The 12,849-nt window shown below is 68.8% G+C and carries 13 protein-coding genes and 1 tRNA gene; 6 read left to right on the top strand and 8 right to left on the bottom strand.

The window, feature by feature from the left end; translation table 11 throughout:
- The first annotated feature begins 286 nt into the window (after positions 1-286).
- Positions 287-2,593, top strand: coding sequence for an MMPL family transporter (locus QH290_RS13235; protein ID WP_280383020.1), 2,307 nt, complete (start codon positions 287-289; stop codon positions 2,591-2,593).
- A 34-nt stretch (positions 2,594-2,627) separates the two neighbouring features.
- Here the strand turns inward: QH290_RS13235 and QH290_RS13240 are convergent, their stop codons facing one another.
- Together QH290_RS13240 and QH290_RS13245 are read right to left on the bottom strand one after the other, a co-directional pair.
- The gene (locus QH290_RS13240; protein ID WP_280383023.1) at positions 2,628-3,563 is read right to left on the bottom strand and encodes an LLM class F420-dependent oxidoreductase; all 936 of its coding nucleotides are present in this window, start codon (positions 3,561-3,563) and stop codon (positions 2,628-2,630) included.
- An 88-nt stretch (positions 3,564-3,651) separates the two neighbouring features.
- Complete coding sequence (locus QH290_RS13245) at positions 3,652-5,454, bottom strand: hydroxysqualene dehydroxylase (RefSeq protein WP_280383026.1); 1,803 nt, start codon at positions 5,452-5,454, stop codon at positions 3,652-3,654.
- A 112-nt stretch (positions 5,455-5,566) separates the two neighbouring features.
- Between QH290_RS13245 and QH290_RS13250 the strand changes: the two genes are divergently transcribed.
- Positions 5,567-6,241, top strand: a complete 675-nt coding sequence (locus QH290_RS13250) for a TetR/AcrR family transcriptional regulator (RefSeq protein WP_280383028.1) — start codon at positions 5,567-5,569, stop codon at positions 6,239-6,241.
- A gap of 38 nt (positions 6,242-6,279) precedes the next feature.
- On the top strand, positions 6,280-6,597 hold the full coding sequence (locus QH290_RS13255) for a DUF6374 family protein (RefSeq protein ID WP_280266341.1): 318 nt from the start codon (positions 6,280-6,282) through the stop codon (positions 6,595-6,597).
- Between the two features lie 46 nt (positions 6,598-6,643).
- On the opposite strand, the gene QH290_RS38065 is transcribed toward QH290_RS13255, so the two are convergent.
- Positions 6,644-6,781, bottom strand: a complete 138-nt coding sequence (locus QH290_RS38065; protein ID WP_425303598.1) for a nitroreductase/quinone reductase family protein — start codon at positions 6,779-6,781, stop codon at positions 6,644-6,646.
- A 96-nt stretch (positions 6,782-6,877) separates the two neighbouring features.
- On the opposite strand from QH290_RS38065, the gene QH290_RS13260 reads away from it, so the two are divergent.
- The gene (locus QH290_RS13260) at positions 6,878-7,081 is read left to right on the top strand and encodes a hypothetical protein (protein ID WP_280383030.1); all 204 of its coding nucleotides are present in this window, start codon (positions 6,878-6,880) and stop codon (positions 7,079-7,081) included.
- Positions 7,078-7,392 (top strand): type II toxin-antitoxin system PemK/MazF family toxin, encoded by a 315-nt coding sequence (locus QH290_RS13265; protein ID WP_280383033.1) that lies wholly within the window; start codon positions 7,078-7,080, stop codon positions 7,390-7,392. Before QH290_RS13260 ends, QH290_RS13265 begins: the two co-directional genes overlap by 4 nt.
- A 36-nt stretch (positions 7,393-7,428) precedes the next feature.
- Here the strand turns inward: QH290_RS13265 and QH290_RS13270 are convergent.
- The 3 genes from QH290_RS13270 to QH290_RS13280 form a co-directional block, all read right to left on the bottom strand.
- A tRNA-Ser gene (locus tag QH290_RS13270) sits at positions 7,429-7,519 on the bottom strand.
- Between the two features lie 54 nt (positions 7,520-7,573).
- Complete coding sequence (locus QH290_RS13275) at positions 7,574-8,029, bottom strand: nucleoside deaminase (RefSeq protein WP_280383084.1); 456 nt, start codon at positions 8,027-8,029, stop codon at positions 7,574-7,576.
- Between the two features lie 280 nt (positions 8,030-8,309).
- Positions 8,310-8,849: a tRNA adenosine deaminase-associated protein gene (locus QH290_RS13280; RefSeq protein WP_280266344.1), complete on the bottom strand. Its 540-nt coding sequence runs from the start codon at positions 8,847-8,849 to the stop codon at positions 8,310-8,312.
- 58 nt (positions 8,850-8,907) lie between these two features.
- On the opposite strand from QH290_RS13280, the gene QH290_RS13285 reads away from it, so the two are divergent.
- Positions 8,908-9,861 carry a prephenate dehydrogenase gene (locus QH290_RS13285; RefSeq protein ID WP_425303597.1) on the top strand — a complete coding sequence of 318 codons (954 nt, stop codon included), beginning with the start codon at positions 8,908-8,910 and terminating at the stop codon, positions 9,859-9,861.
- A 20-nt stretch (positions 9,862-9,881) separates the two neighbouring features.
- Here QH290_RS13285 and QH290_RS13290 read toward each other — a convergent pair whose 3' ends face one another.
- Complete coding sequence (locus QH290_RS13290; RefSeq protein ID WP_280266367.1) at positions 9,882-10,430, bottom strand: putative glycolipid-binding domain-containing protein; 549 nt, start codon at positions 10,428-10,430, stop codon at positions 9,882-9,884.
- 521 nt (positions 10,431-10,951) lie between these two features.
- The gene (locus tag QH290_RS13295; protein ID WP_280266346.1) at positions 10,952-12,847 is read right to left on the bottom strand and encodes an ABC transporter ATP-binding protein; all 1,896 of its coding nucleotides are present in this window, start codon (positions 12,845-12,847) and stop codon (positions 10,952-10,954) included.
- Positions 12,848-12,849 lie beyond the last annotated feature (2 nt).

The raw sequence follows: 12,849 nt of genomic DNA on the forward strand, positions 1-12,849 counted from the left end.
CGCCCCCGCCCCCCTGACCCCGCCCCCCGCGGTCCCGGGGGCGGGGGGGGTTTTGGGGGGGGCCCCGCGCCCCCCCCCCCCGGGGCGGGGGGGGGGGCCCGCTTGGCATTTCCGGGGAGACGCTTGATCTTGTAGCAACAACACAGCAGACTCGAACCAGTTGTTCTCTAGCTCGGCAATTGTCCCGGTCGCGCCGGTGGCCGGAGCGTTTCGTGTACGGCGGGCTACCGGCCCGCACCCGGTTCGACAAACGAACAGCACGGCCCACAGACGCAAGGAGACGCTCGTGTCCGTATATCTGTACCGCTGGGGCAGGTTCGCGTTCCGCCGGAAATGGATCGTGCTCCCCGTATGGATCGTGCTGTTCCTCATCGTCGGCGGCCTCGGTGGCAAGCTCAGCGAGCCGATGAGCAACGACTTCAACATCCCGAACCTGCCGTCGGAACGGGCCACCGACATCCTGGACAAGCACTTCCCGGGCATGTCCCAGGCGTTCCAGTTCGACGCCGTGACCGGTACCTACGTCATCGCGGCGCCCGCGGGACAGAAACTCACCGACGGGGCGAATCACGCGGCCGTCCGGGACCTGATCGCCAAGATCGGCACCCTCGACATCGTCGACCACAGCAAGCCGCTGGAGGATCCGATCGCCGCCGCCGAGCAGATGGGCTGCCTGGCGCCCGAGCGCGACTCCGACGCGTTCTCCTCCAAATGCAGTAACGCGCCGCTGAACGTGCTGAACACGACCAACCCGGATGCGGTGGCGGTGGTGACGGTGCCGTTCACCATCAAGCAGTTCACCGACGTCACGGCCGACAACCGCAAGGCCGCCTACGACATCGCCGACGACGCCCGCGCCGCCGGGCTCACCGTCGAGATGGACGGCACCATCGCGATGGAGAATCAGCAGCCCAGCGGTAAGGCCGAGATGATCGGCATGGGCTTCGCCCTGATCGTCATGATCGTGGCCTTCGGCGCGATCGTCGCCGCCTTCGTCCCGATCATCACCGCGATCGTCGGACTGGGCGTGACCATGTCGGTGATCATGCTGGGCACGTCGTTCGTGGACGTGCCGAGCTTCACCACCTTCCTCGCCTCGATGATCGGCATCGCGCTGTCGATCGACTACGCGCTGTTCATCGTCTCCCGCTACAAACACGAACTGGCCGTGCAGGATTCGGCCGAACAGGCGGCGGGGACGGCGCTGGGCACGGCCGGTGCGGCGGTCGTCTTCGCGGGCGGCACCGTGATCATCGCGCTGGTCGGGCTCAGCATCGTCGGCATCCGCTTCCTCACCTTCATGGGTCTGGGCGGTGCGCTGGCGGCCGCGTTCGCCGTGCTCACCGCGATCACGCTGATGCCCGCGCTGCTCGGGGCCTTCGGGCGGTTGCTGTTCAAGCCGAAGCTCCCGGTGATCGCCCAGCACGATCCGGAGGACGACAGTTCGGTCACCAACGGCATGCGGGTCGCGCAGCTCATCGGCAAGGCCCCGGCCGTCGCGCTGGTGCTGAGCATCATCGTGCTGGCGCTGGCCGCCGGGCCCGCCACGCATCTGCAGCTCGGGCTGCCCGGCGAGGACAGCATGCCCGCCGACACCACCGTCCGGAAGGCCTACGACCTGCGCACCGAGGGTTTCGGCGAAGGTAGCAACGGCAAGCTGATGGTGGTCGCCGAGCTGAGCGGGGTCCCGCCGGAGCAGCGGCAGGCCGCGGTGCAGGCCCTGCGCGACAAGCTGGCCGCCTATCCCGACATGGACTACGTGACCGAACCGCAGGTCAGCCAGGACGGTGCGGGTGCGCTGCTCAACGCGGTCCCGAAGACCGGACCCAACAACCAGGACACCAAGGACCTCGTCCGCGACGCGCGCGATGCCGAGAGTTCCCTGCACGCGCAGTACGGCATCGAATACGGCATCACGGGCACCACGGCCATCTACGCCGATGTCGACCACGCCCTGCTCAGCAAGATCGTGCCGTATCTGGCGATCGTCGCCGGTGCCGCATTCCTGTTGCTGATCGCGGTGTTCCGGTCGGTGCTGGTGCCGCTGACCGCCGCGCTCGGATTCCTGCTGTCGATGGCCGCGACCTTCGGCGCCACCGTGCTGATCTTCCAGGACGGCAAGCTCGGGCTGATCTCCGATCCGCGGCCGATCGTGAGCTTCCTGCCGATCATGTTGATCGGCTTGGTCTTCGGGCTCGCCATGGATTACCAGGTGTTCCTGGTTACCCGCATGCGCGAGGAATTCGTGCACGGCGCGACGCCGAAGGAGGCGGTGATCAAGGGCTATCACCACGGCGCCCGAGTGGTCACCTCCGCCGCGATCATCATGATCTTCGTGTTCGGCTCGTTCATCCTGGAGGCCGACACCACCGCGAAGTCGATGGGCTTCGCGCTCGCCGCGGGCGTGCTGTTCGACGCCTTCCTGGTCCGGATGGTGCTGATCCCGTCGCTGCTGATCCTGATGGGCAAGTGGGCCTGGTGGATCCCCAACTGGCTCAGCAAGATCGTGCCGGACATCGACGTGGAGGGCGCGCGCCTGAAGGAACTGAACCTCGCCGACGAACCGAAACCCACTGTGCCCGTGGGGCCGTAGGCCGGAAATGACTACTGGTGGCTATGTCGTGGACTCAGCGCAGCTGCGGGGCGACCTCTGCGGCGACCAGCTCCAGGTGGTCCAGGTCGGACAGGTCCAGCATCTGTAGATACAGGCGGCTGATGCCCGCTTCCTCCCGGTAGCGGCCGATCTTGTCGACCAGTTCGGCGGGCGTCCCGGCCAGGCCGTTGCGCTTCAGCTCGTCCACCTCGCGGCCGATGGCGGCGGCGCGGCGGGCGATCTCGGCATCGTCGCGACCCACGCACAGCACCTGCGCGGCCGACCAGGTGATCTCGCCCGGGTCACGGCCGATCTCGCGCGCCGCCGCGGCGACCCGCTCGAATTGCGCTGCGGCCGTGGCGGAATCGACGAAGGGCAGGTTGAACTCCTGGGCGAAGCGGGCGGCCAGCTCCGGGGTCCGCTTCTTACCCATGCCGCCGATGATCACCGGCGGCCGGGGCCGCTGCGCCGGTTTGGGCAGCGCCGGGGAGTTCTCCAGTTCGTAGTATTTGCCGAGGTAGCTGAACGTCTCGCCCTCGATGGTCTCCCACAGGCCGGTGACGATCTCGAGTTGCTCGGAGTACCGGTCGAACCGCTCGCCCACCTCCGGCAGCGGGATGCCGTAGGCACGATGTTCGTCCTCGAACCAGCCCGCCCCGAGGCCCAATTCGACTCGGCCGCCGGACATCCGGTCCACCTGCGCCACGGAGATCGCCAGCACCGACGGATGCCGGAAGGTGGCGGCGGTGACCAGCGTGCCCAGCCGGATCCGGGAGGTCTCCCGGGCCAGCCCGGCCAGCGTGATCCAGGCGTCGGTGGGGCCCGGCAGCCCGGACACACCGCCCATCTTCAGGTAGTGATCGGACCGGAAGAACGCGTCGAAGCCCGCGTCCTCGGTCGCCTTCGCGACGCGCAGGAGATCGTCGTAGGTCGCGCCCTGCTGGGGTTCGGTGAAGATCCGTAGGTCCACGGCTCCCAAGGTACCGATGATCATGTCCACCGTCCCGCAAGACCCGGTCCACAGCCCTCGAAACGCAAGATTTCGGACAGGCGCGGGACTAGCCGAGGTCGAACAGGTTGGGCTGGCCTGCCCGGTAGCGGGCGGCATCGGCTCGGCGGAAGGGCTCCAGGGCCGGGATGGACTCACGGGTGAAGAGCTGGGGACGGGCGGCGGGAGAGCCGGACGCGTCCAGGATCGCGGCCACCGCGCGGCGGCCCGCCTCGTTGGCACCCTCCATGGTGGCCAGGTCGAAATCGGTCTGCACGTAGTCGGCGGCCAGGAAGAGGTTGGGGATCGCGGTGGCGGCCGTGGGGCGGCGGTCCCAGGAGCCGATGGTGTTGACCAGCAGCGGCTCGTCGTTGTGGTTCTGCCCGCCGGACCAGGTGATGCCGGGATCGAGCATCCACTCCCGCACGATGCCCTCGGGCAGTTGCACGCCGCCGTCGTCGTTGAGCGCCGCGGTCATCTGCGCCCACGTCTCCTGATAGATCTCCTCGTGCGTGCAGTACTTGGCGGGCTTGCCGTACAGGATGCCGGGGGTATCCCAGTCGGCGATATCGATCGTCAGCCCGTCCAGCACCCTCCCGTCGCCGTACCTCGCCGCGTAATCGCCTGGCCAGAAAGCCTTTTGGGTGTAGGAGGTGAGCCGCCACGGCGCGTCGAGGTAGATGTTGTAGCCGCGGCCCAGATTCAGCTTGCGGGTGACGAACATCTGCAGCCCGTTCATCCAGTCCAGGAACAGGCCGTCCATCGCGGCCAGCCGGGGATCCAGCTGCCGCATATCCTGCGACCAGAGGTCGCGGGCCCGGTCGGTCGGCACCGCGCAGACATACCAATCGGCATCGACCGCGCGGATCGAACCATCCGGGCGGCGGACCCGCGCACCGGAGATGACGCCGCCGTCGACATCGAAACCCTGCACCTCGTGGCCGGTGTGGAACCGCACACCGAGGTTGCGCAGCAACGAGATCCACGGATCCAGCCACACCTCGTTGGTGGGCCCGTTGAGCACCTCGTACACCTTCCGGCCGCCGGATGCCTCCTGTAGCAACGCGATCAGGAACGCCTCGGCCATATTGCCCATCGAGCGGGCGCTCGCCATCGTCTCCTTCGCGGCCACCAGCGCGCGGGTCAGCCCCGTCGCGGCCAGCCCCCGGTATTCGGCGGAACGCGTTGCGGCACCGACGAAATCCCACCAGCTGGTGTGCTCCCACTGGCCGTGGCGGCGCTCCTCGCTGGAGGTCAGGTAGGCCACGAAGCGGCTCGCCAGATACATCGCCTCGGGCACCGGCACCGCGTGGTTGTTCAGGAACATCTCCACCAGCACGCGCTGCCAGCCCTGCGGGGTGAGCAGTTCCCGCGGCTCGAAATAGAAGCCGAACATCAGCGGGAAGCCGTCGGGCAGGTTGTTCGCGCGCGGGTAGCGCGGGTCGCCGACCGAGAACGGCACCAGATTGTCGTAGACGCCGTTGGCGTTGCCGGGCACCGGAATTCGCCGCATCGTGTCGTGCACGTGGTGATAGAAGGAGGTGAATCCGCGGGCGCCGTGCTCGCCGGGCAGCGGCGCCCGGCCCCCATCGGCGCTGCCCGGCAGCCCGATCGTGCGGGACTTGCCGCCGAGTTCCTTGCGGTCGAAGACGGTGACCTCGAACCCGCGCTCGGCCAGCTCGTGCGCCGCTGTGAGGCCGCCGATTCCGGCCCCGAACACCGCAACCCGGTTGCGGGGCGGGCCGTTTCGCCGCCGCCCGCCCGGCATCGCCTGCGCCGTCCCGGCGCCTGCCCATCCGATCGCCCCCGCGGCGGCCGCTCCGCGCAGCAGCGTGCGTCGCGACAGTGGTTGTCCCCCAGATTCCTTCGACACCCCGACAAACCTCTCGCAAATCTGACGATTACGATCGTCATATTTACCAGAGCGCCACCGCCGCCGTGCCGTAATGGGAAACTTGCTGGTAGTCAACGAGAATGGAGGCACAGTGCCCAACGACGGCGATCCGAGCGCGCGACCGCGACCACGTCGCCGGTACGGCGGCATCGACGCCGCGAGCCGCATCGCCGCCCGCCGCGAGCAACTGCTGCGCGCCGGATACGAACTGTTCGGCACGCGCGGCGTTCAGGCCACCGGGGTCAAGGACATCTGCCGGGAGGCCGGGGTCACCGACCGCTACTTCTACGAATCCTTCACCGGGACAACGGAACTGTTCGTGGCCGTATTCGACCGGGTCATCGAGGAGCTGTACGGCGCCGTCGCCACCGGTGTCGAGGCCGAGCCCGCGGCGGGCACCCGGAAGCTGCGCGCCGGGATCGGCATCTTCCTGGAGGCACTGGGCGAGGACCGGCGCAAGCTGCGCATCGTCTTCGCCGAACCGGCCGGGGCCGGGCCGCAGGCCGAGCGGCACATGCAGGAGTCGCTGCGGCGCTTCACCCGGCTGGTCGCCGATACCGCCCATCGCGCGCGGCCGGACGCGGCGCCCGATGTCCTGGTGCAGGTGTTCGCGCACGGGGTGGTCGGCATGCTCGAGCGGGTCATCGTGGAGAAGCAGGAGGGCCACCTGACCCTGCCGATGGCCGACCTCGTCGACCACTGCACCGGGCTGGCCGCGGCCGGTCTGCGCGCCATCTACGCCGGGGAACTCGACACGGAGAAATAGGTATCGAACTTATGTTCGAATCGGCGTACTGTGGCGGCATGCCTCTCGATCGCCACATCCACTTCGCGCAGCTGTGGCTGGAACAGGTGCGCGACCACCTCGCCAACGCCGCGGCGACCAGCACGAATCTGTCCCCCGAACAACTCAACGTCATGTCCGGGAAGGTCGCCGAAGGCCTGCGCATCTTCACCGAGCTCGCCGGTCCCGCGCAGGCGCCGCCCGAGCGCAACACCCCGCCGGTCCGCGCCCCTCGGCGGTCCCCCGCCTGGGACCGCCGCTACCCCGCGATTCCACCGTGGGGCACTTCCGCCGGGCCGGAGCCGTCACTCGCCGCGCACCCCACGCCCAAGCTCTGAGCCGTGACCGTCGAGCCGCTCGCGGGATCGTGAATTCCGCAGGGGCTCAGGCAGGTTCGCAGACGACCACGGGGATTCGACGATCGGTCCATGTCTGGTAGCTGCCCCATGCGGCCGAGACGGCGGAGGGATTTGAACCGTTGCTGCCGAACAGCTTTCGAAACGTCGGTAGCAGTCGCGTGATTGCTCACACGACGTTGCCCTCGTGGGACTTCGATTGCTCGCCATCCGATCCGTTCGAGACCCACGCGAACCGTTTAACATTTGTTAAACTTGACGCATGAGCACTATCGCCTTCCGAGCGACCGAGGCCGACAAGGAACTGGTCCGGCACCTTGCCGAGCCCGGCGAGACAGCTTCCGACGTCCTGCGCCGCGCCCTGCGAGTGCTCGACAGTGAACGCTGGCACCGGCAGGCGCAGCTCGAGGCCGACAAGATCGTCGCCAGTGGCGAAAACCTCGGCGATGAACCGGATGCCTGGTGATCCGCGGCTTGATCCATCGCATCGATCTCGGCGAGGCCAAGCATGGTCATGAGCAACGGGGCCGCCGATATGGCGTCGTCCTCTCGCGAACCGACTGGACCATGGTGACAGTGGTGCCGACGTCGACCGGCGCGGCACCATCGCTGTTCCGACCGGAAGTCGAAATAGATGGCAGGCCAACGCGCTTGCTGGTCGATCAGATTCGATCGATAGACGTGGACTTCCTCAAAGGCGAGCCGGTGGGATATCTGAGTCAACGGGATATGGCTCGGCTCGACGCAACGATCATTCGATACCTGGGACTCGAATGAGAAACCCCTGACCGGACATGTCCAAGTCAGGGGCTCTGGCGGTGGCGGAGGGATTTGAACCCTCGGAGGGGGGTTACCCCTCACACGCTTTCGAGGCGTGCTCCTTAGGCCGCTCGGACACGCCACCGCCGGTGACTTTACCGGACGGGGTGGTGGATCTCGAAATCGGGGGGCGGGGTGGTCAGGGGCGTTGGGTGCGGAAGAAGGCGTCCAGTGTTGCGGCGCATTCGGTTTCGAGGATGCCGCCGCGGACCTGGGGGCGGTGGTTGAGACGACGATCACGGACCACGTCCCACAGGGAGCCGACCGCGCCGGTCTTCGGCTCCCAGGCGCCGAAGAGCAGCCGGTCCACGCGGGCCAGGACCAGGGCACCGGCGCACATGGTGCACGGTTCCAGCGTCACGGCCAGCGTGGTGCCCTCCAGCCGCCAGCCGTCGCCGACCGCCTCGGCGGCCCGCCGCAGCGCCAGCACCTCGGCATGCGCGGTCGGGTCACCGAGCGCCTCCCGGGCATTGGCCGCCCGGGCCAGCTCACGGCCCGAGGCGTCGAACACCACGGCGCCGACCGGCACATCACGCGGGTCGGCCTCCGCGGCGGCCGACAGCGCCGCACGGATCATGTCCGCATCGGAGCGCATCCCACCCGAGACCGCACCGGCACCCGGCACCGGCAACGCCGGTCCGCCCGGCAGCGGCTCAACGCCCATCGTTGGCTCCGCGTCCCGCGTCGGTTCGATGCACTCGGATCGTCCCAGGCCCCTGCCTCGGTCGAAGGTAAGTCGGAGGATTGCCCGAGTAGGTGCCGGGCATCCCGACGTCCGGCTCAGCTTGCCGTTCGGAGCAGGTCCGATGTCCGGCACTGATCCGGTGCGACCGGATCGTCCCAGCGCCCGGCATCGACCCGATGTCAGCCATCGTTCAGCGGGGCAGTTTGTCCAGCACGGCGGCCAGTTCGTCCGCGAAGCCCAGGCGCTGGGCGATCATGCCGAGCTGTTCGTCGGGGTACAGGTCGGTTTCGGCGAGGATCACGCTCAGGACCGGTTCGGGCAGGCCGAGGTCGGCGAGCACGCCGAGGTCGCCCTCCTCCCAGGGATCGATGTCGTCGAGCTCGTCGGGATCGATATCGGGAACCTCGACATTCAATGCCTCGAGCACTTCTTCAGCTATGTCGTAGTCGATCGCGGCCGTGGCATCCGAGAGCAACAGGCGGCTGCCGGTGGGTGCGGGCCGCAGCACTATGAAGAATTCGTCGTCGACATCGAGCAGTCCGAACACGGCGCCGGTGCTGCGCAGCGCGCGCAGTTCGTGTTCGGCCGCCGACAAACTGTTCAGTGCCGCGGGACTGAGCGGACTGCATCGCCATGTGGTTTCTTCGCGGACAACCGCCACTGCGAACCCTTCGACATCGTCATAATCGTCCGACGCCGCCCTGTTCGTGCTCGAGCGCTGTGCTGCCATGGCCGCAACGGTAGTCCGCTTGGGCGGAAATGTTGAAGTCGTATGCGAATCTGATCGGGTGACGGGCGACGGAAAATCAGCCGTATGTGTGCTGGGAACGGGTTTGATCGGTGGATCGGTGCTGCGCGCCGCCGTCGCCGCGGGCTATGACGCCTGGGGATACAACCGTTCGGAGTTCGGCGTGCGGGCCGCGCGCGCGGACGGATTCGACGTCGACGGCGATATCGAATCCGTACTCGGCCGGGCCGCCGCGACCGAGGCGCTCGTCGTGGTCGGCGTGCCGATGCCCGCCCTCGATTCGATTCTGTCCGACGTGAAATTTTGCGCCCCCGGATGCCCGCTCACCGATGTGGTGAGCGTGAAAGCGCCGGTGGCCGCGGCGGTCCACGAACACGAGCTGGGCACGCATTATGTGGGCGGGCACCCGATGGCGGGTACTGCCGAATCCGGCTGGTCCGCCTCCACGCCGGAGCTGTTCCAGGGCGCGGCCTGGGCCATCGGCGTCGATCCGGGCACGCGGGCCGAGCCGTGGACGCGGGTGGCGCGGCTGGCGCTGGACTGCGGCGCCTACCTGGTGCCGGTGGTCGCGGCCGAACACGATCGGGCCGTCGCGCGCATCTCGCATCTGCCGCACGTGCTGGCCGAGGCGCTGGCGGTGACCGGCGCGGGCGGCGGCGACCTGGCGCTGGGCCTGGCCGCGGGCTCCTTCCGCGACGGCACCCGCGTCGCGGCCACCGCTCCCGACCTGGTGCGCGCCATCTGCGAACCGAATTCGGCGGCTCTGCTGGACGCTCTCGACGACATGCTCCGCCTGCTCGGCGACGCCCGCGACCATCTGGCGGCCCGCGGCGCACTCGGCGAACTGATCGACGCCGGATACAGCGAACGAGACCGCTACGACACCCTCGAGCGCTGGGAGATCACGGGAATCCGGCCGGGCGACCACGACTGGCTGGAGAAACTGCGGGAGGCCGGGCAGCGCGGCGGTGTCATACGCGGCCTCGACATCTGACCACGTACGTTCCGGCGCCGTCAGATGCGTTCGGCGAGCCCCGGGTAGTCGAGGAGAAAGCCGTCCGAGTCGACCGTCACCGTGGCGCTCGACACCGGGGACAGGACGTGGATCCCGTCGGCACCGCTGGAATACGTCAGGCTCGCCTCCTGCACCAGCAGGTCCGGCAGCCCCACGTAAACGACGGGGACCTGCACGTCCCCGGCGGAATGCGCCAGACCGTAGCGGCGGATGGGCAGGGTGTTGAAGAAGGGGCTGAGCACGACGTCGACGTCGAGTGCGCCGCCGAAGGTGGAGCGGACGTGCGTGCCGCCCGCGTCGATCAGCCAGTAGTTCTCCTCGTCGCGCGCGATCGAGGCCTGCCGCTCCCCGGCCGCGACGGCGCTGCGCAGCGACAGCCGCTTGGTCACCCCGCTCTCGTCGGTGACCAGGTCGTAGGACGCGCTGAAGGCCGGATGGTCCTCGCAGTCCCCCGCGATGATCCGGCCCGAGGCGCGAATCCGGTTCCCGGTGACGATGACCCGCACCGATTCCATGCGGGACGCGTTGTGCGCCCGCCAGGTGAGCATGGAGGGCCAGCGCGACACCGCCGCTGCCGTGTCCACACTGCCACCACTCGCCGCAGCGGCCGCCGAATTGCCCGGGGCTGGATTGCTCACACCTCTACCGTATGTGACGCGCGGCCGACCGCCCGCGCGCCGTGCGGCACCGGCGCGGGGTGCGCCCTCCGGCCTTCCACATTCCGGCAACCACCGGGAAAACAAGGCCAACCATCGAGAACGCCGATCTGATCCCGGCACTCGCCGTGAAATCGGCGCGGCTGTCGGCACCGCGCGAGTCGGAATTCGGCTCCCCACACCTGCCCACGTCACCAACATCCGGCCAACAACGCCCATCGCGCACGCGGCCAACCGCCCCCGGCCGACGACCCGAGGATGTCGCGCAGAGTTTGCCCGCACCGGCCCATCGAAACGCACCATGTGTGCACCTCTTCACGACCGGCACGGGCATGCGCGTCCGCTCACAGTCTCCGCCGCGTCACGACCGCCGCAGCCACGCAGGGCCGCTCACACCCTGTGCCGCCCGGCTCTCACACCAGTGACTCTCGCCAGGCGGTGTGCAGGGCCGCGAAACGGCCGGTGGCGGCGATCAATTGGTCGGGGGTGCCGTCCTCTACTATGCGGCCGTTGTCCAGCACCAGGACGCGGTCGGCGATGGCCACGGTGGACAGGCGATGCGCGATGATCACCGCGGTGCGGTCGCGCAGCACGGTGTCCAGCGCGTGCTGCACCTGGCGCTCGCCGGGGATGTCCAGGCTGGAGGTGGCCTCGTCGAGCACGATGACCGCCGGATCGGCCAGGAACACCCGGGCGAAGGCGACCAGCTGCCGCTGCCCGGCCGACAACCGCCCGCCCCGCTTGCGCACGTCGGTGGCGAACCCCTCGGGCAGCGACATGGCGAAGTCGTACAGCCCGACCGCCCGGGCCGCGGCGTGCACCTCCGCGTCGGTGGCGTCGGGCCGGCCGAGCCGGATGTTGTCGGCCACCGAACCGGAGAACAGATACGACTCCTGGGTCACCATGGCGATGGTGCGGCGCAGGTCGGCATCGGACAGGTCGCGCAGGTCCACCCCGTCCAGGCGGACGGCACCGCCGGAGGGGTCGTAGAAACGCGCGACGAGTTTTGCCAGCGTCGATTTTCCCGCACCGGTGGCCCCGACCAGCGCCACCACCTGTCCGGCCGGAATTACCAGCGAGAATTGCGGCAGCACCGGAACGGCCGCGCGGTTTTCCGGAGTTTCCTGTCCGTCCTGAGTTTTTCGAGCCGGATATTCGAAATGCACGTCCTCGAGCCGCAATTCACCGCGGGGCCTGCCGATCGGCTGGGGTGCGGACGGTTCCGGCACGGTCGGCCGTTCCTCCAGCACCCCCGAGATGCGCTCCAGCGCCGCGGCCGCGGACTGATAGGAATTGAACACCTGCGCGAGCTCGTCCAGCGGGCCGTAGAACTGCCGCAGATACAGCAGGAACGCGGCCAGCACGCCGATCTCGGTGTGGCCGTGGATGACCCGCCACGCGCCGACGAGCAGAATCACCACGGTGGTGCCGTTGCTGATCAGCCGCACCAGGCCGATGTAACTCGCCATGCCCCGCAGCGCTCCGGCGTTCGCGGCGCGGTATTCGTCGTCCTCGACCGCGAGGATGGTCTCGTTGCGCTCCTCGCGCCGGAACGCCTGGACCGCGCGGATGCCGCCCATCGTCTCCACGAAGTGCACGACGACCTTCGCGATGGCGCCGCGGGTGCGCCGGTAGCCCGCGCGCTGCCGCCGCTGCGCCCAGCGGGTGACATAGACCAGCGGCACGAATCCGGCCAGCACCACCAGCGCCAGCGGAATGTCGAGCCAGAGCAGGATCGCCGCGATGGTGACCACCGACAGCACGGCGCTCAGCGCGTCGTTGAGGGCGCGGTCGAGCAGATCCTCGAGCGATTCGAGATCGCTGGTCAGCCGGGCGACGATCTTGCCGGAGGTGTAGTTCTCGTGGAAGGAGATCGACAGCCGCTGCACATGCGTGAACACCCGCATCCGCAGGTCGAACAGGACCTGCTGGCTCAACCGGCCGGATATGCGCACGAACAGGAACGTGGTGATCCCGCCCAGCACCGCGCATCCCGCGACACCGGCGACCGCGACCATCAGGGGCACCCAGTCGCCCGACATAGCCGGGCCCACACCGGCATCCAGCCCGTGCGCGACGAACAGCGGCGCCGCCACCATGGCGGCGTTGTCCACCAGCACCAGGGCCAGCGCCGCCAGCGCGAGCAGCCGGTACGGCCGCACCAGCGACCACAGCAGCCGTCGCTGCCGGGCCGCGAGCGCCAGGTTCACCGCGTCGGTGGTCTCGGTCTCCTCCGCGGCGACGCCGCGCCAGCCTTCGTCGGCGTCGGGAGCTCGCGAATCCGGCTGTGCCACCGAATTTTCGGGCATGT

Source organism: Nocardia wallacei (assembly GCF_029869545.1).
Classification (GTDB): Bacteria; Actinomycetota; Actinomycetes; order Mycobacteriales; family Mycobacteriaceae; genus Nocardia; species Nocardia wallacei_A.